The organism is Oceanospirillum sanctuarii, from assembly GCF_002150805.1.
Taxonomy (GTDB): Bacteria; Pseudomonadota; Gammaproteobacteria; order Pseudomonadales; family Halomonadaceae; genus Oceanospirillum; species Oceanospirillum sanctuarii.
This window is the reverse complement of the sequence record NZ_MTBA01000004.1, coordinates 400,695-424,761: the sequence shown is the minus strand read 5'-3', so window position 1 is coordinate 424,761 and position 24,067 is coordinate 400,695. Positions and strand designations below refer to the sequence as shown.

20 protein-coding genes are annotated in these 24,067 nt (G+C 50.4%); 15 read left to right on the top strand and 5 right to left on the bottom strand.

All coding sequences use genetic code 11. The features are described from left to right. From BV405_RS08905 to sthA, 6 genes are all read left to right on the top strand, one after another. Entirely contained in the window at positions 1-666 is a 666-nt protein-coding gene (locus BV405_RS08905; RefSeq protein ID WP_086480510.1) for an NADH:ubiquinone reductase (Na(+)-transporting) subunit D, read from the top strand. Continuing rightward, on the top strand, positions 666-1,286 hold the full coding sequence (gene nqrE / locus BV405_RS08900) for an NADH:ubiquinone reductase (Na(+)-transporting) subunit E (protein WP_086480509.1): 621 nt from the start codon (positions 666-668) through the stop codon (positions 1,284-1,286). The genes BV405_RS08905 and nqrE overlap by 1 nt, the downstream gene beginning before the upstream one ends. A gap of 41 nt (positions 1,287-1,327) precedes the next feature. Continuing rightward, positions 1,328-2,557, top strand: a complete 1,230-nt coding sequence (gene nqrF / locus BV405_RS08895) for an NADH:ubiquinone reductase (Na(+)-transporting) subunit F (RefSeq protein WP_086480508.1) — start codon at positions 1,328-1,330, stop codon at positions 2,555-2,557. Between the two features lie 3 nt (positions 2,558-2,560). Further along, positions 2,561-3,691, top strand: coding sequence for an FAD:protein FMN transferase (locus BV405_RS08890; protein ID WP_245832284.1), 1,131 nt, complete (start codon positions 2,561-2,563; stop codon positions 3,689-3,691). Positions 3,692-3,752: 61 nt separating this feature from the next. After that, positions 3,753-4,007, top strand: a complete 255-nt coding sequence (gene nqrM, locus BV405_RS08885) for a (Na+)-NQR maturation NqrM (protein ID WP_086480507.1) — start codon at positions 3,753-3,755, stop codon at positions 4,005-4,007. A 244-nt stretch (positions 4,008-4,251) separates the two neighbouring features. After that, positions 4,252-5,646, top strand: a complete 1,395-nt coding sequence (gene sthA / locus BV405_RS08880) for a Si-specific NAD(P)(+) transhydrogenase (protein WP_086480506.1) — start codon at positions 4,252-4,254, stop codon at positions 5,644-5,646. Between the two features lie 179 nt (positions 5,647-5,825). On the opposite strand, the gene BV405_RS08875 is transcribed toward sthA, so the two are convergent. Both BV405_RS08875 and BV405_RS08870 read right to left on the bottom strand, forming a co-directional pair. Then, positions 5,826-7,034 carry a GNAT family N-acetyltransferase/peptidase C39 family protein gene (locus BV405_RS08875; protein WP_086480505.1) on the bottom strand — a complete coding sequence of 403 codons (1,209 nt, stop codon included), beginning with the start codon at positions 7,032-7,034 and terminating at the stop codon, positions 5,826-5,828. A 62-nt stretch (positions 7,035-7,096) separates the two neighbouring features. Next, a complete protein-coding gene (locus BV405_RS08870; protein ID WP_086480504.1) occupies positions 7,097-8,224 on the bottom strand; it encodes a DUF2817 domain-containing protein in 1,128 nt (375 codons plus the stop codon). Positions 8,225-8,732: 508 nt separating this feature from the next. On the opposite strand from BV405_RS08870, the gene BV405_RS08865 reads away from it, so the two are divergent. The 5 genes from BV405_RS08865 (at position 8,733) to BV405_RS08845 (ending at position 15,122) form a co-directional block, all read left to right on the top strand. Further along, complete coding sequence (locus BV405_RS08865) at positions 8,733-10,199, top strand: RimK family protein (protein WP_086480503.1); 1,467 nt, start codon at positions 8,733-8,735, stop codon at positions 10,197-10,199. 312 nt (positions 10,200-10,511) lie between these two features. Then, positions 10,512-11,771, top strand: coding sequence for a S8 family peptidase (locus tag BV405_RS08860; RefSeq protein ID WP_217895613.1), 1,260 nt, complete (start codon positions 10,512-10,514; stop codon positions 11,769-11,771). Between the two features lie 119 nt (positions 11,772-11,890). After that, positions 11,891-12,811, top strand: coding sequence for an LEA/WHy family protein (locus tag BV405_RS08855; RefSeq protein ID WP_086480502.1), 921 nt, complete (start codon positions 11,891-11,893; stop codon positions 12,809-12,811). 123 nt (positions 12,812-12,934) lie between these two features. Then, entirely contained in the window at positions 12,935-13,960 is a 1,026-nt protein-coding gene (locus BV405_RS08850; RefSeq protein ID WP_086480501.1) for a sensor domain-containing diguanylate cyclase, read from the top strand. A 217-nt stretch (positions 13,961-14,177) separates the two neighbouring features. Then, positions 14,178-15,122, top strand: coding sequence for an MreC domain-containing protein (locus tag BV405_RS08845; protein ID WP_086480500.1), 945 nt, complete (start codon positions 14,178-14,180; stop codon positions 15,120-15,122). Positions 15,123-15,208: 86 nt separating this feature from the next. Here BV405_RS08845 and BV405_RS08840 read toward each other — a convergent pair whose 3' ends face one another. Both BV405_RS08840 and BV405_RS08835 read right to left on the bottom strand, forming a co-directional pair. Beyond that, positions 15,209-16,141 carry a carbon-nitrogen hydrolase gene (locus tag BV405_RS08840; protein WP_086480499.1) on the bottom strand — a complete coding sequence of 311 codons (933 nt, stop codon included), beginning with the start codon at positions 16,139-16,141 and terminating at the stop codon, positions 15,209-15,211. Continuing rightward, a complete protein-coding gene (locus BV405_RS08835) occupies positions 16,141-17,220 on the bottom strand; it encodes an agmatine deiminase family protein (RefSeq protein ID WP_086480498.1) in 1,080 nt (359 codons plus the stop codon). Before BV405_RS08835 ends, BV405_RS08840 begins: the two co-directional genes overlap by 1 nt. A 447-nt stretch (positions 17,221-17,667) precedes the next feature. On the opposite strand from BV405_RS08835, the gene BV405_RS08830 reads away from it, so the two are divergent. Genes BV405_RS08830 through BV405_RS08820 form a run of 3 tightly spaced genes read left to right on the top strand, consistent with a single transcriptional unit; the run spans position 17,668 to position 20,639 of the window. Beyond that, the gene (locus tag BV405_RS08830; RefSeq protein WP_086480497.1) at positions 17,668-18,909 is read left to right on the top strand and encodes a lipoprotein-releasing ABC transporter permease subunit; all 1,242 of its coding nucleotides are present in this window, start codon (positions 17,668-17,670) and stop codon (positions 18,907-18,909) included. Beyond that, entirely contained in the window at positions 18,902-19,633 is a 732-nt protein-coding gene (gene lolD / locus BV405_RS08825) for a lipoprotein-releasing ABC transporter ATP-binding protein LolD (protein ID WP_086480496.1), read from the top strand. Before BV405_RS08830 ends, lolD begins: the two co-directional genes overlap by 8 nt. Position 19,634: 1 nt before the next feature. Beyond that, entirely contained in the window at positions 19,635-20,639 is a 1,005-nt protein-coding gene (locus tag BV405_RS08820; RefSeq protein WP_140054539.1) for a phospholipase A, read from the top strand. Between the two features lie 104 nt (positions 20,640-20,743). On the opposite strand, the gene BV405_RS08815 is transcribed toward BV405_RS08820, so the two are convergent. Beyond that, the gene (locus BV405_RS08815; RefSeq protein WP_086480494.1) at positions 20,744-21,298 is read right to left on the bottom strand and encodes a DUF2062 domain-containing protein; all 555 of its coding nucleotides are present in this window, start codon (positions 21,296-21,298) and stop codon (positions 20,744-20,746) included. 101 nt (positions 21,299-21,399) lie between these two features. Here BV405_RS08815 and BV405_RS08810 point away from each other — a divergent pair, with 101 nt between their 5' ends. Continuing rightward, on the top strand, positions 21,400-23,838 hold the full coding sequence (locus BV405_RS08810; RefSeq protein WP_086480493.1) for a DNA internalization-related competence protein ComEC/Rec2: 2,439 nt from the start codon (positions 21,400-21,402) through the stop codon (positions 23,836-23,838). The last annotated feature ends 229 nt before the right edge of the window (positions 23,839-24,067 follow it).

Below are 24,067 nucleotides of genomic sequence, written 5' to 3'. Positions count from 1 at the left end.
ATGGCTGATACTCCAAAGAGCGTTATTGTCTCTCCAATCTTTGCCAACAACCCGATTGCTCTGCAGATTCTGGGTATTTGTTCGGCACTGGCGGTAACCAGCAGTCTGTCTGTTGCTATCGTGATGGGTGTTGCGGTATCTCTGGTAACGGCTTTCTCGAGCATGTTTATCTCGATGATCCGTAATCAGATCCCAAACAGCATCCGTATTATTGTACAGATGACCATTATTGCGTCTCTGGTAATCGTTGTTGACCAGATGCTGAAAGCATACGCTTACGAAACCAGTAAGCAGCTGTCGGTATTCGTTGGCCTGATTATTACCAACTGTATCGTAATGGGTCGTGCTGAAGCTTACGCGATGAAAAACGGTCCTGTGATGAGCTTCATCGACGGTATCGGTAACGGTCTGGGCTACACCGTAGTTCTGCTGTTTGTTGGTTTCATCCGTGAACTGTTTGGTTCCGGTAGCCTGTTCGGTATCCAGATCCTGGAAAAAATCAATGACGGTGGTTGGTATCTGCCTAACGGTATGATGCTGCTGCCACCTTCTGCGTTCTTCATCATTGCTGGCTTTATCTGGCTGATCCGTACCTGGCAGCCTGCTCAGAATGAAGAAGCTGAGTTTAAGATCGCTCCAAATACTCAGGCTAAGGAGGCCGTATAATGTTTGAATACTACTTAAGCCTTCTGGTTAAGGCTGTGTTTGTAGAAAACATGGCTCTGGCTTTCTTCCTGGGTATGTGTACCTTCCTGGCGGTTTCGAAAAAGATCGAAGCAGCTCTGGGTCTGGGTATTGCCGTTGTTGTAGTACTGGTGATTACCGTTCCGGTAAACAACCTGATCTATAACAACCTGCTGCGTGAAGGCGCGCTGACCTGGACCGGCATGGAAGGTGCCGAATCTATGGATCTGAGCTTCCTGGGTTATCTGAGTTACATCGGCGTAATCGCCGCTATGGTTCAGATCCTGGAGATGTTCCTCGATAAATTTGTACCTGCACTGTACAACGCACTGGGTGTATTCCTGCCGCTGATTACTGTGAACTGTGCCATTTTGGGTGCGTCTCTGTTCATGGTTGAGCGTGACTACAACTTCGGTGAGTCTGTGGTATATGGTGCCGGTGCTGGTATCGGTTGGGCGCTGGCGATCGTTGCGCTGGCGGGTATCCGTGAAAAACTGAAGTACAGTGATGTACCAGCGGGCCTGCAGGGTCTGGGTATCACATTTGTGACTGTAGGTCTGATGTCTCTGGGCTTTATGTCCTTCTCGGGCGTGCAGCTGTAAGTACACAGTTGACGGAAACTTAGAACAAAAAGGTTCAGAACATGGTTGATTCACAACTTATTGTGCTGGGCGTGGTCATGTTCACGATCATCGTAGTATCTCTGGTACTGGTGATTCTGGCAGCACGCAACAAGCTGGTTAGCAGTGGCGATGTCACTGTAACCATTAATGGCGAGCAGAAAATTACTACCCCTGCGGGCGGTAAACTGCTTCAGACACTGGCTTCAAACGGTATCTTCCTGTCATCTGCATGTGGTGGCGGCGGCTCTTGTGCCCAGTGTAAATGTATCGTTTCTGCTGGTGGCGGTTCTATTCTGCCAACGGAAGAATCTCACTTCACTATGGGTGAGAAGAAAGAAGGCTGGCGTCTGTCTTGCCAAGTTCCTGTTAAACAGGACATGGAAATTGAAGTAGAAGCTGATGTCTTCGGTGTTAAGAAGTGGGAATGTACGGTTGAGTCTAACGACAACGTAGCAACCTTCATTAAAGAGCTGACTCTGCGTCTGCCTGAAGGTGAAAACGTAGACTTCCGCGCTGGTGGTTATGTACAGCTGGAAGTTCCTCCGCACGAAGTTCACTACAAAGACTTCGATATCGGTGAAGAGTATCACCCGGATTGGGATAAGTTTAACATCTGGAAGTACGTATCTAAGGTTGATGAAACCATCACCCGTGCATACTCCATGGCGAACTATCCGGAAGAGAAAGGTATTGTTAAGTTCAATATCCGTATCGCTTCACCACCTCCGGGCCGTGATGATGTACCACCGGGTCAGATGTCTTCTTACGTATTCAGCCTGAAGCCGGGCGACAAGATCACTGTTTCCGGTCCATTTGGTGAGTTCTTCGCTAAAGAGACTGATAACGAGATGGTCTTCATCGGCGGTGGTGCGGGTATGGCGCCTATGCGTTCCCATATCTTCGATCAGCTGAAGCGTCTGAACTCCAAGCGTAAGATCTCTTTCTGGTACGGTGCACGTTCTGTACGTGAAGCCTTCTACGTAGAAGAGTTTGACCAGCTGGCAGAAGAAAACGAGAACTTCACCTGGCATCTGGCTCTGTCCGATCCGCTGCCGGAGGATAACTGGACCGGTATGACCGGTTTCATCCACAACGTACTGTACGAAAACTACCTGCGTGATCATGATGCGCCGGAAGATTGTGAGTACTACATGTGTGGACCTCCAATGATGAACTCTGCTGTGATCCAGATGCTGTTGAATCTGGGTGTTGAGCCTGAGAACATCCTGCTTGACGACTTCGGTGGTTAAGTAATGCGCAGTGATCTCAAGCTGTTGCTGACAGGTCTTTTAGGATCTGCCTGGCAACAGATCGGAATGCTGATCGCTGCCGGCCTGTCCCATCTGGGACAGGCCATCAAAGTGGGGCTGGCCTTAACAGGGCTGGCCCTTCTTGCTGGTTGCGATAGTGATCCGGTCATTATCAAGTTTTCCGGCCCTATTATGGGCACTCAGTACCACGTTTCTGTGGTCGAAAGTGAAGGCATTCGCCTTGATAAAGCCGGTCAGCAGGCACTTGCTGAAGGCATTAAGAATTCTCTGGTCGATGTTGATCTGAAGATGTCGACCTACAAGCAGCACTCTGAGTTATCCCGTTTTAATCAGATGAGTGCTGGCCAGTGGTTTCCGGTTTCTGCGGACACTGCTGTAGTGGTTGAAGAAGCGCTGCAGATTGCAGTCTTGAGTGGTGGTGTATTTGATCCCACTATAGGCCCTCTGGTTAATTTGTGGGGCTTTGGCCCGGATCTGAGACCAGATCAGGTGCCGAGTGAAGCTGAGCTGGCACTTGCCTTTGAACGTGTTGGTTATCAGTCAGTTGCGGTCAGAGGTGTTGAGAGCGATTCACCAACGCTAAAAAAAGATAAAGATATCTATCTGGACCTTTCTGCCATCGCCAAAGGTTATGGCGTAGATCAGGTTGCCCGTTATCTTGACCGTCAGGGCTTCCATAATTATCTGGTAGAAGTCGGTGGTGAGCTTCGTCTTAAAGGCCATAAACCGGATGGCTCGACTTGGCGAATTGCTATTGAGAAGCCAAGCACGAGCGGTCAGGTGGTTCAGGAAGTGTTAGCGGTAACCAATGTATCTGTGGCTACATCCGGTGGTTACCGAAACTATTTTGAAGCTGATGGTCAGCGTTTTTCTCATACCATCAACCCGCTGACTGGTCGCCCCATTACCCATAAGCTGGCTTCGGTAACTGTGCTGCATCCTTCCTGTGCTACTGCAGATGCGATGGCAACCGCTCTTATGGTGATGGGACCCGAGAAAGGGCTCGAGTTTGCCCGTGAGCAGGGACTGGCTGTTTATATGTTGGTCAAAGCCGACGGAGAAGGCTTTGACGTTATTCAGACGGAACAATTTACTGCTCTGGCGAATCTGTAATAAAGGGCGATATAGCCCGGTTCGTCGCTGAAGAATTTTGAATAATCTGAGGTAAGTTCGTATGACTACTATGCTTCTGGCTTTTGCCGTAATTGCACTGATCATTACTGGTATGGCGGTTGGCGTATTGTTTGGCCGCAAGCCGATCACGGGTTCCTGTGGCGGTATGAGTGCTATCGGCATGATTTCGGACTGCGATATCTGTGGTGGTAACAAAGATATCTGTGAAACCGAGCAGGAAAAGAAAGCCGGTAACGCGTCAGCCCGTACTGATCTGGCTTATGATGCAATGCAGAATGAAGAAAAGAACAAATAAGATCAGAATAAGCAGCCGGATTATTTCGGCTGCATTTTTGGTTTTTTTATGTGCTGTAAGATTTAAAAGTTTAATAAGAAATATCAATAATAATAGAGTGCTTTGGTAGATACGCGGCCAAAGCATAATTGCTGACAGTGACTAATGAGTCCACATTAGAGACGTTCAGTCCACGAACGATCAGGATTAGAAGGCTCAGGCACAGTCAGATCTAACACGACGGTTAGGGAGTTATTCGGCGACAATGGCGGTATATAATTACGACGTAGTAGTGATAGGTACAGGCCCTGCAGGTGAAGGCGCAGCAATGAACGCAGCCAAGCACGGTAAACGTGTTGCGGTTGTTGAGATGCAGAGCTCTGTAGGTGGTAATTGCACTCACAAAGGTACTATCCCTTCCAAAGCACTGCGTCACGCAGTGAAGCAGATTATCCAGTTCAACACCAACCGCATGTTCCGTGATATTGGTGAGCCTCGCTGGTTTTCTTTCCCGAAAGTTTTAGAGCGTTCACAGCGCGTTATCGAGCGTCAGGTTCAGCTGCGAACCAACTTTTATGCCCGTAACCGTATCGACGTTTACTTTGGCAAAGCCCGTTTTCTGGATTCCCACACCGTAATGGTGCGTGACCCGCACAATGGTACTGAAGAGCTGCGTGCTCAGAAGATCGTTATTGCAACAGGTTCCCGTCCTTACCGTCCGGCTGATATCAACTTCCGTCATCCACGTATCTACTGCAGCGATACTGTTCTGACTCTGGGTCACACGCCGCGTCGTCTGATCATCTACGGAGCAGGTGTGATCGGTTGCGAATATGCGTCTATCTTCAGTGGCCTGGGGGTAAAAGTTGACCTGATCGATAACCGTGATCGTCTGCTTTCTTTCCTGGATGACGAGATCTCCGACGCCCTGAGTTACCACCTGCGTAACACCGGTGTTCTGATCCGTCACAACGAAGAATATGAGAAAGTGACTGCGGATGAACAGGGGGTAACCCTTGAGCTGAAATCCGGTAAGAAGCTTCGTGCTGACGCCTTCCTCTGGTGTAATGGCCGTTCCGGTAACACTGAAGATATCGGTCTGGAACTGGTAGGTCTGGAGCCTAATGGTCGTGGCCAACTGGAGGTGGATCAGCACTACCGTACCAGCGTAGAACATATCTATGCGGTGGGTGATGTAATCGGCTGGCCAAGTCTGGCAAGTGCAGCTTATGACCAGGGGCGTTCTGCAGCAGCAGACATTCTGGACGATGATGAATTCCGCTTCGTGAACGAGGTTCCGACCGGTATTTACACCATTCCAGAGATTAGTTCTGTGGGCCAGAGTGAGCGTGAGCTGACTGAAGCTAAGATCCCTTACGAAGTGGGTCAGGCCTTCTTTAAAGACACCGCTCGTGCACAGATCACTGGTGAAACCGCTGGTATGCTGAAGATCCTGTTCCACCGCGAGACGCTGGAGCTGCTGGGTATTCACTGCTTCGGTGACCAGGCATCTGAGATTGTGCACATTGGTCAGGCGATCATGAATCAGGAAGGTGAAGGTAATACGATCAAGTATTTCGTCAACAACACCTTCAACTACCCAACCATGGCGGAAGCCTACCGGGTAGCGGCTCTGAACGGTCTGAACCGACTGTTCTGATCAGAGTCAGACCAGACTGCCTGATCTGGAAACAAGAAAACCCTGACCGGTTTATCCGCTCAGGGTTTTTTTATGTCTGTCTGTTATGTGGCTGTTTGTTATGGACCTGTTTGCTACGGAACTGTTTGTGGTGGAGCAGTTTGTAATTGAGCGATCGCTTCACACAATCAGCAGCGATTTTATAACGTAAGCACCAGAGAACAATGCAGCTTATTACGACCATAGCGATTCATGGCGCTGAAGTCCTCAAGGCTAACCGGAACCGCAATATTATCGGTCTCGGTATGCATCAGATCATCATCCGGTTCAGGGTCACTCAGATACATATAGGCATCATCTGCTCTGACCAGTGTCACCCAGTGCGGGATCTTGTTACGGTTAAAGCGCCAGGTGCTGATCAGACTGATAACACTGGCGCCTTCCTGCAGATGTTGCTGCAGCTTATCGGTGCTCAGTTCCTCATGGTGCAGACGAATATCCGAGCGCTCGATATCACTCATAAAACGCTGGTGCACCTGAGTCATAATCTGCTTTTTGCTCTCATCACGAACCGAATCAATAAAGGGGGTTGCTTCGGTATTGACGTAAAGGTCGACACTAAAACCCCTACGCCAGGCGCTCAGTGCCAACCCGTGGGGTGAGCAGCCACCGTGTCCTGAGAGCATAAAGATGGTGGTCGCTTCCCGCCAGATCTGAAGCTCTTCATCCAGCGTCATCTCCACCTGATTATCCAGAGCACGCATCGCCATCAGCAGTGCCGAAGGCCCGCAGGTAAAATCGGTATTCTGCCGGTAATAGGGCAGATTTTTTGGCGTAGCCGCTATGCCACGCAGCAGTCGCTTTTCCATCCGCAGCGCGGTCTGGCCATCTTCGTAATAGTCTTTAATGGTGCCGAACCAACGATAGCCGCGCTTTTCATAAAGCCCGATAGCAGGCTGATTGTCCTGCCGTACTTCAAGTCGCAGAAAGACCAGATTCAGATCAGCGGCTTCCTGCTCTAATGTATCCAGCAGCAAGCCTGCGATCCCTTTGCCCTGATGGTTAGGGCTGACGGCGATCGAGTAGAGACGAGCCAGACGAGTACCCCGGCGAAACAATAGCAAGCCATAGCCGATTACCTCAGCATCCGGCTGATCGTTTTCAAGCACCAGCCAGAGGGAGGACGTTGGCAGCTCATCGGTCTTGCTGTTCTGAATACCGGGTTTGTTTGAGGAGCTTAGCTTGTTTGGTGAGCTTTTATTCCCCTGAGCATTAAGAAAGTGCCGAAAGCTTCGGCGGGACAGGCGGTCGCTGCTGAAGCAGAGGTTTTCCAGCGCCAGCAAAGCATTCAGATCCTGAGTCCGAGCTTTTCTGATCATGGCTGTTGCCGCTTTTGCTTTGCTGTTCATGGTTTCCTCACTTCTCAGCCTAGCGATATCATCGAATTGAGCTGATTCTCTTATTGCCTGATTCACTGTTTGCGAATCTCTTTAAGCAACTGATCAATACCAATACCCACAACCTGACGGAAACGCATGCTGACAGCAGCCTGCCAGTGCGGATCGTCCGGACAGAAATGACGCATCATGGCGAGACTGGCCGGATTGTCCTCTTCCGATATCGGGTATGTCGTGGAACCTGAGTTAGCGTTGTAGAAACGCTGTTCTTCACAGAGCACATCGAACAGAGCTTCGGTGCCAAAGCTACCCATCTCGTAGGTCATGTAGCAGCCTCGATCCCCCAGCAGCTGATGAAAGTAATAGTCCATCAGGCCAATTTTGGGAACCGAACTGGAAGTACCCAGCGCCGGACGGGCTACCTGATCTCCAAACCACTGGGCGGCTTTAATATCACCAGCACTGCCCGGAAGATGATCGCTGATCAGCTCACCATAGCCGTAAGGACCAAGACCGGTATGCAGATCCAGCACCAGAATTTTCTTAGCGCGGTTCAGGTTCAGGGTGTTCAGTCCGCTCAGGAGCGTCTGATGGCTCCATGAAGGCTTTTTGCCACCATAGAAGAGGCTATTGCTGTGCTGATACTGGCCGCCACTAACGGCCTCCTCGTATCGGGTAGCCCCAAGACTTCGTTGCCACTGATTCAGTAACAGGCTTCTTTCTTCCTGAGGCATCGCCAGCGCCGGCAGCAGGTCGTTAAAGCCTGAGTTGACCGGAAGTGGTGCATCAAAATCGATAAAGTTTCGGTTCAGATCGATGTTTTTATGGTCGCCACGGCGCTGCCAGGCATAGCCCCAAGGGTTCAGAGTATGAATCACCAGTGCTGCCAAGCCAGCCTTCTGCTGCAGCACCGTCACCAGATCAGGTAAGAGATGACGCTGCAGACCAGAACCTGCATAACCTTCGATACCGTGGGTGCCGGAGATAATCACCAGAACCGCCGGCGCCGAGTCTTCACCCAACCAAAGCCAGTCGCTGCTCAGCGCTTCGCCCTGAGGGCCGGTTTCCGGATGAGCAAAGTGCAGCAGTTGACCTGGCAGAGTATCCAGAGCGGTACTGGCCAAACTACGAAACTGACGACGAGCCTCAGAAAAAGGCAGCACAAAGTCTTCCGCTACATGGGGAGTTTTTAACAGGGGCATGTTAGACGCCTCACACAAAATAACTTAAGGAACTGGCCGTGCCGGAGATGATTCCGGAGTGCTGAAAGCGGGGTAACGGCACAGTAATCTTGTGACCTGGGCTGCTGTGAGTTTTATTGTCACATCGCAGGCAGGGGCGCTGTTGGCCAGAGATGACCGGGCGGCAAAAAGGAGTTTTGCGCTTTGAAGTCTGGTGGTTCAGCGGGTGGATAATACGCCCGATTTTTTTTCCGTGACAAGCATTATTTGCATGGGATAAGTAAGTTTTTCCCCGGCTTTGGTCTAGTCTTTCCCGAAGAGGAAAATTCAGAATCTTTAAGAATTTTTTAATCAGAAATTGATAAAAACTGAGCAAAAATATTCTATCGGTTCCGGAAAAAAGAGTTGTCAGCGGTTACGCTATCAGCGCAAAATCCGCGACTTCTGCGGCGGTCTTTTCAGGTATCTCTCAGCGGTTCCGCTAACCGGAAAGCCCTTATGCATAGCCATTATTTTAGGAAGCGGTGCTATGTCTGTTCTTTGCGTTGTGGTCGAAAATAAAGACGACTGGAAACCTTATTACCCAAGCCAGGATGTCATCACCTTTGATGAATACCTGAAAATGCCGGTGAAAAAACGCCAGCGTACCCGGGTTATCAATCTGTGCCGAAACTATAAATACCTTAGTCGTGGCTATTACTGCTCTCTACTGGCGGAAGCCCGTGGCCATACTGTGCTGCCTGCGGTTCAGTCGATCAATGATCTGGGACGCAAAGCCCTGTACCTGATGCAGCTGGATGGTCTGTCAGAACTGGCGGATAAAAACAGCAAGCTGCTGGAAGGCGATACCCTGACCCTGCGTATTTTTTTCGGTGAGACCGAACACAAGGCGCTGAAGCCGCTGGCGAAGAACCTGTTTGAGCGTTTTCCCGCTCCGGCACTGGAACTGACTCTGGAGCGCCGTAAAGTCTGGCAGTTGGAAAGCCTGCGTTTTCTGTCTCTGAAGGACCTGAAAACCGAAAGTGATCAGCAGCAGTTTGCCGAAGCCTTTGACCGTTTCAGCCGTAAGATGTGGCGGAAAGCCAAGCCTAAGAAAGGGGCACGCTTTGATCTGGCGATTCTGTACAACCCGGATGAGGCATTGCCGCCGAGTGACTCCGTCGCTCTGAAGAACTTTATCAAGGCTGCTGAGAGTCTGGGTATTGATGCCGAGCTGATCACCAAGAAAGACTATATGCGTCTGGCGGAGTTTGATGCGCTCTTTATCCGTGAGACCACCAATATCGACCACCACACCTATCGCTTTGCCAAAAAAGCGGAGAGTGAGGGGCTGGTGGTGATGGATGACCCAACGTCGATTCTGCGTTGTACCAACAAGGTTTTCCTGTCGGATCTGTTGGCGGTGAATAAGGTGCCTGCGCCTAAAACCCGCATTATCAGCGATCAGAGCAAGGCCGCGCTGGATCAGCTGGCGGATGAGATGGGCTTCCCTATGGTGCTGAAGATTCCGGATGGTGCCTTCTCCAAAGGTATCGTTAAGGTAACGAACCGGGATGAGCTGACCGCTGGTGCCAAAGAACTGAGTCAGAAATCAGCTCTGCTGTTGGCCCAGGAGTTCATGTACACCGAATTTGACTGGCGTATTGGCGTGCTGAATAACAAGCCGATCTATGCCTGCCGCTACTACATGGTGAAAGATCACTGGCAGATCTATAACCACGGTGGTTCGGAAGTGGAGTCGGGCGGTTTTGATACCCTGCCGACCTATGAAGCGCCGAAAGCGGTGATCGATGCAGCCGTCAAAGCCAGTCGTCTGATCGGTGATGGCCTGTACGGTATCGACCTTAAGCAGTCCGGCGATAAAGCTTATGTGATCGAGGTAAACGACAACCCGAGTATCGACTCCGATGTGGAAGATCTCTGGCTGAAGCAGGAGCTGTATCAGATCATTATGCAGGAATTCCTCAACCGTCTGGAAAAACGCGTCAGCGAATAACCAAGCGCAGGGATCAGAGGGCAAGGTCTGCTCCTGGGGGAGACAGAGCGTGAATCACTTAGCTGACTCATGTTCTGCTGCTTGAAATCTTCTCAGCCAGAAAGCCCCGGTGGGTTTTCTGGCTGTTCTAAACTTAAATGACACCTTCTGAGTGTTCGCAGCTTTTGGCGCGGTACTCCCTGCGGAGGATTTGTCATGCAACCCCACAGCTCTTTTTTCGCTTCAGGCCCTATACAGGTGTTAAGCGATCTTCAAAGTTTACTCAGAAAAGCAGGACGCTCAGGCAGCCTGCTTTTTTTGTTTCTGCTCGGTATGGCGATAACCGTTTCAGGTTATTCCGGCTCTGTTCTTGCGGCAAATGCAGCCGGAGCTTCAATGCTGGAAGATCACTATATCGTTAAGTTGAAACCGGATACCAATAGCGCGACAGCGTCTGCGGTTATGAGATCCGCTAAAGCCAATGGCGGTCAGGTAAACCATCATTACCGGCATGTCTTTAACGGCTTTGCGGCGCATCTTCCTACTGCTGCATTAAAAGGCATTCGACAGCACCCCAGTGTCGTCTCTGTGGTACAGGATCAGGTTGTTACCCTGACCCGTCTTGTTATCAACAAACCTTGTGCAACGCCACCCTGTAAAGGTGACGGCGGCGGTGGGGGCGGTGAGCCTTCTAGCCAGATTGTTCCGACGGGCATTACCCGAAGTGGTGCTCATCTTTCCTCAGCTCTCGCCGGTAATGGTCAGGGAAGCGAAGATGTGGATGTTGCTATTATCGATACCGGAATCAGCAATCACAGTGATCTGACGATCGCCGGTGGCATTAACTGCTCCACAGGGCCTGCCAGTAAATACAATGATGGCAATGGTCACGGTACTCATGTAGCGGGGACGGTAGCAGCAAAAGATAACGCCAGTGGTGTGGTGGGAATGGCTCCCGGTGCTCGTCTTTGGGCCGTTCGTGTACTCAATAATGCGGGTAGTGGTAGCTGGGGCAGTATTATCTGTGGGCTGGATTGGGTAACCGCCAATGCTGACGTGATCGAGGTTGCGAATATGAGCCTTGGCGGAAGTGGATCTGCCACAGGCTGTAGCGATGGTGGGCTGCATGAAGCGGTTTGTGCAACGGTTGCTGCTGGCGTCACCCTGGTCGTGGCCGCAGGCAATGAAAGTGACAACGCAGCGAATCATGTACCGGCGGCTTATCCTGAGGTGATTACCGTTTCAGCGTTGGCTGACTTTGATGGCCTTGGCGGTGGCTTAGGTAGCGTGACTTGCCGCAGCGATGAAGATGATACGCTGGCCAACTTCAGTAACTTTGGGGCGGATGTTGATATTATCGCTCCCGGAGTCTGTATCGAATCCACCTGGAATGATGGTGCCACCAATACTATCAGCGGTACCTCCATGGCATCGCCTCATGTGGCAGGAGCAGCGGCGCTCTTGAAAGCCCGTTATCCGTCGATGACACCGGCGGACGTTAAAACGTGGCTGGATACCGGCAATATGAACTGGAATGCGATCGATGACCCCGATGGTATGAAAGAGCCACTGCTGGATGTGAGTAATTTCTGACTCGGCTCTATCTGTTTCAACTACCTGACAGAACGCTCAAACCTTAAAACGGGCTATGAAAGTAGCCCGTTTTTTTATGGCTGTGGCATCATAGTCGGATCATTAACGGAGGATGTTGCATGTCGTTGGCTAAGCCGCTATCAAAGCCCTTTTCTCAAATCGGTCATCTGCTCGCTGGCTGTTCTGTTCGTCATTTTCGGTCTTTGACCCTGATGCTGGTCAGCAGTCTGCTGCTGGTAGGTTGTTCCTGGGTTGGCCCTCTGATGAACGGCTCTCTTGAAGCACCGGAGGTGGTGTCAGAGAAGATCAAGGTTCGCAAAATGGACTTTAACTATATCTATTTTGATGCGGATATTGAGCTTTATAACCCTAACCCGGTGGATCTTAAACTTGATGGTTTTAACTACACCATTGATGTGGAAGGTAAGAAGCTGATTCGTGGCGACAACAATGGCCTCAATATCACCCCTGAAGGGAATGCAAAGGTTCACCTGCCCTTTAAAGTTCGTATCGATAATCTGGTGAAGCTGCTGCCGGATATGTTCAGCAAGGATGAACTGGAATATAAGTTCAGCACGGAACTGACGCTGCATGGCCCCTTGGGTATGAAGTGGACGAAGCCGGTGACCATGACTAAAACCGTGGCGACGCCTAAGCTGCCGGAGATCAAAATGCCGAGTATTCGTCTCGACAAGATCGATCTGAAAGGCTTCCGCATCAAAGTTGAACTGCCTATCACTAACCCGAATGTTTTTGGTGTGAATATCAACCATCTGCATGGTGCACTGGTAATCAATGGTCTGAAACCTTTTGAGATCGGCACCGATAAGATTACTCAGCTGCCGGGAAAGGGTGAAACCCGTGTTGAGATTCCGGTGACCTTCTCATGGGACAAAGCCAGCCGTTCTCTGCTGTCGATAGTGGAAAGTGGTGGCTTGCCGGATATTCAGCTGGAAGGCAGCTGGGAACTGAATCCGGATCTACCGGGCTTTGATATTCAGAAAACAGATTTTGGCTTTAACAACGGCAAGATGATCTGATCGAATTTCATCTGTCGTCAGGGATTGGAATTATACTGTACTGAGTGCAAGCCTGAGCCATTGGCTCAGGCTTGGCACGTTAAGCACACCCACTCACTCACTCATCAGATAACAGGTTATTGCATGCCATCACGCGAGCAGTTAATGCAGGTGATTCAGATACAGACCGAGCTGGCTAAGCTGGGCTTGGATCTGGGTGGCGTGATGCAGTTTATTGTTGAACAGACTCTGGATCTGATAGAAGCGGATGGTGCGGTTATCGAGCTGGCCGAAGAGGGTGAGATGGTTTACCGGGCTGCTTCCGGTATCGCCCGTAGCCAGCTGGGCTTGCGCCTGATGGTCGGCAGCAGTCTCTCTGGTCTGTGTGTCCAAAGTGGTGAACCCCAGAGCTGTGAGGATTCCGAAACCGATAAACGGGTTGATCGTGATGCCTGTCGTAAAGTGGGACTTCGTTCCATGATCGTTTTGCCACTGAAGCATCGGGGCGAGAGCGTCGGTGTGATCAAGGCGATGTCGGCGGAACCCGCCAAGTTTCTTCCCCGGGATATCACCCTGCTCGGCATGCTGACCGAGATGGTCGCCGCCTCTATGTTCTTCTCCGTTAAATACGACAACGATGACCTCTTTATCAAAGCCACCCATGATGAGATGACAGGCCTTGCGAATCGGGCGCTCTTTATGGATCGGCTCCGTAACGCCGTCTCTCTGGATGTGCGCCACAAAACCACCTCAGGGCTTCTGATGATCGATATGGATGACCTGAAGAAAGTGAATGATCACTTTGGTCACAGAACCGGTGATGCTGTATTGGTTGAGTTTTCCCGTCGCCTGAAAGAGGTCACCCGCGAAACAGATACTGCCGCCCGCATGGGAGGCGATGAGTTCGCGGTGATCCTGACACCCCTTGATGATCCCAATGGCATCGACAGCCTGATCCGCCGGATTGAAGAGATCAACAAGCCTCATTTCGAGTTTGAAGCCCAGCGCTTCAGGCTCAAAGCCAGCATCGGCCACGCCCTGATTCCATTGGATGGCACCGACCCTGAAATGCTGTTGGATAAGGCGGATCGCCGCATGTATGCCGAAAAGAAAGCCCGTAAAGGCGTAAGAAAATCACAACCGGAAAGTCAGATTAAGACATTGCATTGATACGTTCTCTGCCGTGAGGGGCAGAAACAAAAAATGCGCCGCACGGGCGCACTTTGCTGGAAAACGGCCTACTCAGTTCGGCAACCTTCCAAAGTTGCGCTTCAGCTATGAGACATTGAGCTGAAGCACGTTCACTGAGTGCCATTCTAGACGGACGCTACGTTTTGTCAATTTTGTTCCACTGCGGACAGTTGAGAACATAAAGTTAAGGACAACTATGCCCGAACCATCAAAAAAGCTTTGTAATCGCTATGACGTTTTAGCGTGGGGAGGAGCTGTTCTAGCTCTTATTACCCTAGAAATACTCCCTGCTTCTGTATCTGCGAATTTTCTTACAGCAGTTTTTGCATTTGCATCTCTTATCGGTTTTTTGATGATCTACCTGCGAGACAATTTTGTCGGCAGCTTGCTGGCTATAAGTGGGTTCTTCTTGGTCATTTTCCTCTTTGCAATGCAATCATCTTCAGGAGTTACCACCCTAGCAAACTTTGGTAGTTATTTTGGTGGGGTTTTAACTCCAATAGGTGTTTTCGTTGCCTTTGTTAGTTTGAAGAAACAACTTTCTACTCTCGAGGATCAGAGAAATGAGGAGCTGGAGCTAGCTCATATTAATGAATTGATTGCAGCATTTGATGAACTCAAGTTAGAAGCGGAGCATCTCAAGAATGCTTTTGATTACTCGCAATTCTTCAATAATACATTTATCGATTATTGGGGATTTTATAGTCAATTATTTCGGAATGTTGAGATGCATTCTGGTACGAAGAAATATGATGAATACGCAGATTATCTTATAAAGCTAAAAGGGTTATTAGGAATTACAGATCAGCTAAAAGCTGTTCATGCATTTAAGTTTGAACGAAGTAAAGTCAGAGCTAAATACTCCCTAGAGAAAAATAGAAGCTATATGTTTTGGTCGATCAGGCAAGCTTATGAATTTAGTTATTATGTGAAATTCCGACAGCCTCTAAACTCAACAGGAACAACTTATGATCTGCGGCTTTACGATTTCGTGAAAGCTGCGGAAGGAAGTGTTTTTGGGGAGTATGCGCTAGTGAATTTTGATAGAAGATTACCTGCCATGATGGGATCAAGTGATCGGATTCAGGCTAGAAAACTTCGAGTACAGGCTTGTGCGGAAAGAGCTTCTGCTGTTAGTTAGATTCTCCCGCAAATCGGCCTAAAACTAAAAACGCCCCTTGGATCACTCCAAGGGGCGTTTTGTTGGCGCGGCCTAAACCGTCGGGTTTAAGGCGTCAGATGCCGTTTGGTCAGATCCCCGTAGGCATCAATCCGGCGGTCGCGGAAATACGGCCAGATGCGGCGGGTGTCTTCGGTGCGCTGTTTGTCGATGGTGGCGACCAGTACACAGGCGTCTTCACCGGCGTGTTGCAGCAGTTCACCTTGTGGGCCTGCGATAAAGCTGCCACCCCAGAACTGAATACCATCACTCTGACCGCTTGGGTCGGTTTCATGGCCGACACGGTTAGCCGCCATTACCGGCAGGCCGTTGGCAACAGCGTGGGCGCGCTGAATCAGTGTCCAGGCGTCTTTCTGGCGATTTTGCTCGTCTGCGTCATCACGCGGATCCCAGCCGATGGCGGTGGGGTAGAGCAGAATCTCGGCACCGGCCATCGCCATCAGGCGGGCGGCTTCCGGATACCACTGATCCCAACACACCAGAACGCCCAGTTTACCCACACTGGTTTCAATCGGGCTGAAACCCGGACGACCGTCGTTAAAGGTGGCATCGCCCGGGGTGAAGTAGAACTTCTCATAGAAGCCCGGATCATCCGGAATATGCATCTTGCGGTAAGTACCCGCCAGAGAGCCGTCTTTCTCAAACACCACAGAGGTGTTGTGGTACAGACCCGGTGCGCGTTTCTCGAAGATAGAGCCAACAATCACCATATTCAGCTCTTTTGCCAGTGCAGACAGGCGCTGACTGGTCGGGCCGTCCAAAGGCTCTGCCAGATCAAACAGGCTGGTGTCTTCGGTCTGACAGAAATACTGCGTGGCGTGCAGCTCCTGCAGCATGGCCAGTTCACAACCCTGAGCCGCCAGATCACGCAGACCCTGCTCGCTGATGGACAGACTTTTCTCTTTGTCGTTAAAGGCGTGCTGTTGTAACAGACCGACCTTCAAGGTTTTGCTGTTTGTGCTTGGTGCAGAAGATGTCATCAGGCCAGAACTCCTTCAGGCAGTTGCATGGTCAGGCAGTGCAGGCTGCCATACTGTTCAACAATCGGGCGGCAGTTGATTGCGATAATGTCATGGTTCGGGAAGGCGATCTGCATCTGGCTGATCGCTTTCTGATCCAGTGCTTCATCACCATAGATCGGCAGTAGTACCGCACCGTTAATAATCAGGAAGTTTGCATAGGTGGAAGGCAGACGATCACCCTCTTCACTGAAACAAGGCTCGGCCATCGGCAGTGGCACCAGTTTGTACGGGTTGCCCTGATAGTCAGTAAAGCTTTTCAGCTGATCTTCCATCGCTTTCAGTGCCGCGTAGTGTTCATCGGCTTCATCATCGCACTGAACATAAGCGATAGTGTGAGGATCACACAGGCGTGCAAGCGTATCCACATGGCTGTCGGTGTCATCACCGGCCAGATAGCCGTGATCCAGCCACAGAATACGGTTCAGGCCGAATTTCTCGCTCAGCAGGGCTTCGATAGCGGCTTTATCCATAGATGGGTTGCGGGTTGGAGCCAGCAGGCATTCGCTGGTGGTCAGCAGAGTGCCGTAACCGTCAGCTTCGATGCTGCCGCCTTCCAGTACCAGATCGATGGTTTCCAGTTCACAGGCAAAGGCTTTTTCTGCTGCCAGCTTGGCATTCAGCTCGGTATCCAGCTGAGCATCAAACTTGTCGCCCCAGCCGTTAAAGGTGAAGTCCAGCAGTAGTGGCTTGTCATCTTTGATAACGGTAATCGGACCATGATCCCGTGCCCAGGTGTCGTTGGTGTCCTGAACGAAAACATTGAGCTGTGCTTCAAGATTCAGCTTGGCAAAGTGCGCCATCACTTCCTGCTTTTTGGCTTCGCTGGATACAGTGATCAGCACTTTTTCACGACGGGCAACCGCTTCAGCGATCTGATAAAACACCGGTTCAACCTGCGTCAGAAAAGGAGCCCAGTCGCTGTTGGCATGGGGCCAGGTCAGCATAACACCGCTTTGCGGTGCCCATTCCGGCAGCAGCTGATAGCGTCCGGAAGTTGTTGTGCAGTCTGATGCTTGAGAGTCTGAAGCGATGCTCATCAGTGGCGATACCTTCACGTTTAAAGATGAAATTAAGGATAGATCAGGAGGCTGGCTACCTGATTTTGTCTTTGCGATCCGAAACTTGTGCCGAGCCTTTATGTCATAGACGCTCATGATGTATATCTTTGAGGTTCCGGTCCATTTTGGGGCTGGAATTTAGCAGAGAATGTCACTTTGTCCAGCGCTATTTATGCCTTGTGGCTGTGTTTGTTAGTTGCTGCCGGTGATGCAACCGGCACGGGTAACAAAACAGCAGCAATAGCCTGCGAAAAAAATGGCACAATTAGCGGATGATGGGGCATTTAGCGTATGATTAGCCCCCGAAAAACAGACTGTTAGCGAGTTGATTCACTGGTGTGGTGATGCTCATACATGAATGCTGGCTAAGTAGAAGCCAGGCTCGAACTCAACTTTGAGTGATAGCCGCAGCCCGAGTCGGACAAGATGTTAGACAAGATTCCCTTTTTTATCGGTTTACGCTACACCCGCGCCAAACGGCGCAACCACTTTATCTCCTTTATCTCTTTAACCTCGATGCTGGGTTTGACCCTTGGCGTGGCGGTGCTGATTCTGGTGTTGTCTGTCATGAACGGCTTTGACCGTGAACTACGCCAGCGCATTTTGGGTATGGTGCCCCATGCGACCATCAGCTCTCAAAGTGGGTTTCAGAACTGGCCGGAGATAGCGGAAAAGCTGGAACAGAATGAGCACATTCAGGCTGCTGTTCCTTATGTCAAAGCGCAAGGCATGTTTACCCATCGTGGGTATGTCCGTGGTGCGCTGGTTAATGGTGTGATGCCGGAGCTGGAAGGCAAGGTGTCCATCATGAAGGATCACATGGTGGCAGGCTCGATGGATGATCTGAAGCCCGGTGAGTTTGGCATCATCATGGGGGATCTGCTGGCGCGCTTTATTGGTGTCGGTGTTGGCGACAAAGTCACCCTGATGATTCCCGAGGCCTCAATTACGCCAGCCGGTGTTTTCCCCCGTATGAAGCGCTTTACCGTAGTGGGACTTTTTAGTGTTGGTGCGGAGCTGGACAGCAATCTGGCTGTTGCCCATATCGAAGATATGCAGACTCTGATGCGTCTGGATAAAGATATTCACGGTCTGCGTTTGCAGCTGGATGATCTGTTTAAAGCCCGTGAGGTGGTCTGGAATCAGCTCCAGGAACTGCCGTCCTATATGCGTGGTAGTGACTGGACGCGCACCCACGGCAACCTGTTTCAGGCGATCCAGATGGAAAAGCGCATGATCGGCCTGCTGCTGATGATTGTGATCGCGGTGGCGGCGTTCAATATTGTTTCCACGCTGGTGATGGTGGTGACGGATAAGCAAGGCGATATTGCGATTTTGCGAACTCTTGGAGCAACACCTGCCACCATTATGGGAATCTTTATGGTGCAGGGGGTTGTGATCGGCTTAACCGGCACCCTGATCGGTACGGGACTTGGTGTGCTGGCCGCCCTGAACGTCAGTGATTTTGTTGCATGGGTTGAGCATCTGCTGGGTATCCAGTTCCTGGACAGCAATGTTTACTTTATCAGCTACCTGCCATCGGAACTTCGTTGGGATGATGTAGCGGTAATTACCGGTTCTGCTTTTGTGATGAGCTTCCTGTCGACTTTATACCCTGCGTGGCGTGCGTCCCGCATTCAACCTGCGGAGGCACTGCGTTATGAGTAATGAAGCGATGAATCAGGCTGATAACGGGCAGGCTGTGCTGCAGTGTACCGATCTGTCGATGGAATACGTTAACGGCCCGGAAAAGGTACAGGTACTGAATCAGCTGAATTTCAGCGCCTATCGCGGAGAGCGTATCGCCATTGTCGGTAGTTCCGGTTCCGGCAAAACCACTCTGCTGCATCTGTTGGGTGGTTTGGATAAACCGACTTCCGGTGATGTGACCATTGACGGCAAGGCGCTGGCCAAGTTGTCAGACGCTGAATTGGGCTTGTTCCGAAACCGAAGCCTCGGTTTTGTCTATCAGCTGCATCATCTGCTGCCGGAGTTTACCGCACTGGAAAATGTGCTTATGCCGATGCTGATTCGGGGTGAGAAGCGTAAAGCGGTTATGCCCCGTGCAATGGCTCTTTTGGAGCGGGTTGGTTTGGGGCACCGTGTGGATCACAAACCTGCGGAGTTGTCTGGTGGTGAGCGTCAGCGTGTGGCGATTGCCCGGGCTTTGGTCGGAGAGCCAGCTTGTGTACTGCTCGATGAACCTACCGGTAACCTGGACCCGAATACTGCTGAATCAGTCAATCAGCTGATGCTGGAGATCGGTAAAGAGCATCAGACCTGCTTTATCACCGTAACCCATGATATGGCGCTGGCGCAGCGTATGGATCGTGTGCTGAAGCTGGATCAGGGGCAGTTAGTTGAGCAGCCGAAAGAGATGGCTGGTGCCTGATATGGCTGAGAAAAGATACCTGAAGCCTCTGCTGGGGGCTTTGGTCATTTCTTTATCGGTAAGTGCGCTTGCTGACGATGAAAGCCAGGATGTTTTGCTGAGTAGCACTGACCAGAAAACCACTGATCAGAAAAATGCAGAAGTGCTATCAGCCGAAGAGCAGGAGCGCCTGCGTATGGCTGAGCAGATGGAGAACACAGCCATCGAGCTGTTTAATCCTCCTTCCGCTATGCGCAAACGGGCTGAACGGGAGATGGAGCTGGCAGAGAACCCCTTGGTATTTTTGCCGTATAAAGCCAACTATTTTCTGCCCGTCAGTTATTACAGTGGCTATAACCAGTCGGCCCGGTTTCGGGATGCGGAGTACGGCCCTGTGGAAACCCAGTTTCAGATTAGTCTCAAGTTTCCTGTTGATACCGGTATCTTCAGTAAAAATGACGCTCTGATCGCAGCTTATACCCAGCAGTCTTATTGGCAGCTCTATCAGGAGTCGGCTCCCTTTCGGGAAACCATGTACGAGCCTGAGCTGATCTACGGCATGAGTCTGAATCAGCCACTGCTGAGTGACCTGAAACTGGAAGGCTTTACGCTGGGTATTAATCATCAATCCAATGGTCAGGGAGGCGATTTTTCCCGCAGCTGGAATCGACTGTTTGCCGAGGTGTTCTTTGCCAGCGGTAACTGGGGGATTGCTCTTAAGCGCTGGCATCGGATTCCTGAGCCTGCCTCAGAAGATGACAATCCTGATATTAGAAATTACGTTGGGTTGACGGAGCTGGGTATGGCTTATACCAAGTCAGACCATGTGCTGACCTTTCGGATGCGAAACCATATCGAAAGTGACTTTTCCCGGGGAAACACTCAATTCAGCTGGAGTTTTCCCTTAGCGGGAGAGCGCTATAAAGGTTATCTGTTGCTGCGAACCGGTTACGGCGATACGTTGGCGGATTATGATACTTATACCAACCGGATAGGGTTGGGGATATCCATCAACGATATCCTTTAGCGGCTAATCGCTGTGAATAAATAGCGTAAAAAAAGGCCTGATCAGAGTATTCTGATCAGGCCTTTTTGATTTGAATCCGGAACCATCTGTGCTGCTAAAATAATTTAGTGTTTGTCGTCAGTGTCGGTTTTGGGCTTGCTCAGGATATGCAGGCGACCTTTTCGGCTTTTCCAGCTTTTGCTCACATGCCAGCGCCACAACAGTCGGATACCGATATTGCTCAGTATCGCCATAATCACACCGACAACAGCAGAGCCCAGATAGAGAGGCAGCCAGGCATCGTTGAGAAGTTGTCCCAGCCATTCAAGGGTTAGCTCATCGGGCATAGGCTGCGCTTCCACACCTAAAATCCAGGCGCCAACCAGATAGGTTCCGTAAAACATTACAGGCATGGTCACCGGGTTGGTTATCCAAACCAGACCGACGGAGATCGGAAGGTTACAGTGCAGCAGCATGGCACCGGCTGCTGCCAGTACCATCTGAAACGGAACAGGGATAAACGCGAAAAAAATGCCTACCATAAAGGCATTGGCCACGGAGCGTCGGGTCAGATGCAGCAGACCCGGATCTTCAAGAAGTTTGCCAAGAAAGCGCAGAGACTTCTGCTCCTGCAGCTTTTTAGGATCGGGCATGTATTTCTTGATGATACGTCTTGGCATATTTGGGCTCACCTTCTGAGAGCGGATCATTATCCACATATTCGACCTTGGCTCTAGAGACTAAGGTCAAAAAAACATCATCCGGACAGGAGGTCAGGTCGATGTGGTTTATTGTTGTTATTTTTGGGGTTGTGGCTGGTCTGATGGATGATGACTGGCCGCCCACTGAAGCCGCAATTTTGCTGGCCTTTGTAGCCTTTTCACTTTTCAGGCGATACCGAACCTGTCGGATATCGGTTGCTACAGGGGTTGGCATTCTAGCGTATCTGTATGCAAACGTGTATCTGGCTGTCATATTTGATAATTCTCTTCCGGAAACCCTTCATGGACAGACGTTGCTGACCCGTGGCGAAGTTGTTGATGTTCTGCAGCAATCTGAGTCTCAACAGCAGATCCGGTTTCGTGTTGATCACTGCCTGATCGCATCGCCATCTCAGGGAGATAAGATAGCGTCAGTTGAATCTGATTTGGCCGTAGGGTGCGGGTTTACCGGCGAAGTGATCCTTAATCGATATTTCAGTTCACCTTCTCAAAAGAGTACCTCTGCTCAAACACTTACCCGGAAAAATTCCACTCTTGTTCATGCAAAGTCAGGAGAGGAATGGCAGTTTAGCGTTCGTCTCTATCCGATTAGAGGTTTTGTGAATCGGGGGCAAAGCCGATACCGACTATTGCAGTTGGCGAAAGGGGTGATGGCTCGTGGTTATGTGAGAGGCGATGAGAAAAGCGTCCGTCTTGAACAAGCTAATGCGTGGCGGCGGTGGCAAAACACTTGGGTGTCGGTCTTTGAAGAGGAGGCTCATGCTCTCGGGTTGCCTTTGGCGTCTACGCTTCTGACCGGTCAAAGCGATTCCTTGTCACCAGAACATTGGCGATTATTACAGCAAACCGGAACTGTGCATCTTGTAGTGGTTTCCGGTTTGCATCTGGGTGTTCTCTTGGGAGCCGGTTGGCTTCTGCTTTCTTTTATATCAAGACTTTTACCTGTTGATCGGTACTGGCAGAGACTGTTTCTACTCTTTACACCGGTTTTTCTTCTGCTGCCCATGCTTCTGATTTGGCCGTCAGGGGTTGCTGTATCCCGTGCCCTTTTGATGGTTTTGTTATTTATTCTGATGCGGGCCAAAGGGATTATGGTTTCACCCTTCAGGATTCTGATCGTTGCCGTAACTTTCTTGCTGATCGTGCAACCGATTTATCTGTTGCGGCCGGGGTTCTATTACAGCGTTTGGGCGGTAGCTTTACTGCTTATGTTGGTTTCTGGTGACAGGCATTTGGGACTCTTTATCAGGATTCAGTTGGTCTTGATGGCGGGGTTGTTGCCTTTGCAGCACTTCTGGCTGAATACTCCGGATCTGATTTCAGGGTTGGTTAATCTGGTCGCAATCCCCCTGGTTTCACTTCTTATTTTGCCCGTTGCTCTGTTCATGGCGTTGTCACCTTTTACCTGGCTGGAATCCCTGTTCGCATTTTTGCTGGGAGGGTTAGAACATATTTTCTGGCAGCTATTGGACGTAGGCCTGGTCTACGGTTTTGGTGTGCCGGAGTTTTCAGTTTGGTTTTACGGGTTATTACTGCTGTTCGCCCTGATTTGGGCTTTGCCGTCTTTGCCGGGCAGGGCGGTGGTCTCGATGGCTCTTCTCGTTGCTATCGCTGATCAGGGTAGTAATAAGGCTGCTATGGAAGAGGAGATATTTGAGATTGAAGTCCTTGATGTTGGTCAGGGGCTGGCGGTAGCAGTGAATATTAACGGTCAGCTTCTGGTTTACGATTCGGGGCCCGTATTTCGTTCAGGTTTCGCGCCTGTTTCAATGCTTCTGCCGCCAAGATTAGCTTCTGAAGATCGTGATATCGATCTCTTGGTGATCAGTCATGATGATAAGGATCATGCCGGTGGGCTTGGGGATTTATTGCCACTAAGCGCCAAAGTATTAGCTGGTCAGCCAGAGAGAATTTTTGATGAAGGTCTTCCCATATCGGCTTGCTTTCAGGGGCAAAAGTGGCGTTGGGGAGAGGTTCTTACTGAAGTGCTTTACCCTCCACAAAAGATGATGAGGGTACAGAGCATCTCAGATAACGAGCGCTCCTGTGTACTCAGGATTCAATCATCAAAACAACCGATGCAAAGTATTTTACTGACGGGAGATATTGATGTGAAAGCTGAGCAGTGGCTATTGTCATCAGGGCAGGATCTTACGGCTCGTTGGTTGGTCGCCAGTCACCATGGGAGTGCAGGAGGCAATAGTCTGGCTTTCCTGTCAGCCGTTTCACCGGAAGGCGTGATCTATTCAGCGGGTTACCGGAACAGTTATGGGCATCCGGCCAGAAAAGTCCAGCACCGCTTGGCTTATCTCCGATCTGTTCTGCCGGATTCAAAAAGAAACATTAACTTTGGCGGCTTTCCTTTATTTTATCGGGAGTACAACACGGCGGATCTTGGTGGTATCAGACTCAAAGATTTGACCGGTGATGGTCGTTGGGAGTTGCTGAGCCAGAGAGAGCAAATTCCTGAGCGTTGGCTTTGGCGTAAATTGAGATAGCTCATCTCAGAGTGAGGTAGGTACTCTCAGAATAAGATAGGTACTCTCAGGCGAGATAAGCAGTCGTTGGGTAACAAGGTATGCAAAATGGATGACCCGAATCAATCCGGATGGTCTTGCATTCATGTTGCGGTGTTTTGCGTTCAGCCCGGGGGCACAATAGTGTAAACTTGCAGGCTCGATTTCAGACAATCACTTGTTCAGCAAAGGAAAAAAAGTGGATTTCATT

Bases quoted from the DNA above. Each gene is read 5' to 3' on its own strand.
- BV405_RS08905 (WP_086480510.1), top strand. From the start codon at position 1: ATGGCTGATACTCCAAAGAGCGTTATTGTCTCTCCAATCTTTGCCAAC.
- nqrE (WP_086480509.1), top strand. From the start codon at position 666: ATGTTTGAATACTACTTAAGCCTTCTGGTTAAGGCTGTGTTTGTAGAA.
- nqrF (WP_086480508.1), top strand. From the start codon at position 1,328: ATGGTTGATTCACAACTTATTGTGCTGGGCGTGGTCATGTTCACGATC.
- BV405_RS08890 (WP_245832284.1), top strand. From the start codon at position 2,561: ATGCGCAGTGATCTCAAGCTGTTGCTGACAGGTCTTTTAGGATCTGCC.
- nqrM (WP_086480507.1), top strand. From the start codon at position 3,753: ATGACTACTATGCTTCTGGCTTTTGCCGTAATTGCACTGATCATTACT.
- sthA (WP_086480506.1), top strand. From the start codon at position 4,252: ATGGCGGTATATAATTACGACGTAGTAGTGATAGGTACAGGCCCTGCA.
- BV405_RS08875 (WP_086480505.1), bottom strand. From the start codon at position 7,034: ATGAACAGCAAAGCAAAAGCGGCAACAGCCATGATCAGAAAAGCTCGG.
- BV405_RS08870 (WP_086480504.1), bottom strand. From the start codon at position 8,224: ATGCCCCTGTTAAAAACTCCCCATGTAGCGGAAGACTTTGTGCTGCCT.
- BV405_RS08865 (WP_086480503.1), top strand. From the start codon at position 8,733: ATGTCTGTTCTTTGCGTTGTGGTCGAAAATAAAGACGACTGGAAACCT.
- BV405_RS08860 (WP_217895613.1), top strand. From the start codon at position 10,512: ATGGCGATAACCGTTTCAGGTTATTCCGGCTCTGTTCTTGCGGCAAAT.
- BV405_RS08855 (WP_086480502.1), top strand. From the start codon at position 11,891: ATGTCGTTGGCTAAGCCGCTATCAAAGCCCTTTTCTCAAATCGGTCAT.
- BV405_RS08850 (WP_086480501.1), top strand. From the start codon at position 12,935: ATGCCATCACGCGAGCAGTTAATGCAGGTGATTCAGATACAGACCGAG.
- BV405_RS08845 (WP_086480500.1), top strand. From the start codon at position 14,178: ATGCCCGAACCATCAAAAAAGCTTTGTAATCGCTATGACGTTTTAGCG.
- BV405_RS08840 (WP_086480499.1), bottom strand. From the start codon at position 16,141: ATGACATCTTCTGCACCAAGCACAAACAGCAAAACCTTGAAGGTCGGT.
- BV405_RS08835 (WP_086480498.1), bottom strand. From the start codon at position 17,220: ATGAGCATCGCTTCAGACTCTCAAGCATCAGACTGCACAACAACTTCC.
- BV405_RS08830 (WP_086480497.1), top strand. From the start codon at position 17,668: ATGTTAGACAAGATTCCCTTTTTTATCGGTTTACGCTACACCCGCGCC.
- lolD (WP_086480496.1), top strand. From the start codon at position 18,902: ATGAGTAATGAAGCGATGAATCAGGCTGATAACGGGCAGGCTGTGCTG.
- BV405_RS08820 (WP_140054539.1), top strand. From the start codon at position 19,635: ATGGCTGAGAAAAGATACCTGAAGCCTCTGCTGGGGGCTTTGGTCATT.
- BV405_RS08815 (WP_086480494.1), bottom strand. From the start codon at position 21,298: ATGCCAAGACGTATCATCAAGAAATACATGCCCGATCCTAAAAAGCTG.
- BV405_RS08810 (WP_086480493.1), top strand. From the start codon at position 21,400: ATGTGGTTTATTGTTGTTATTTTTGGGGTTGTGGCTGGTCTGATGGAT.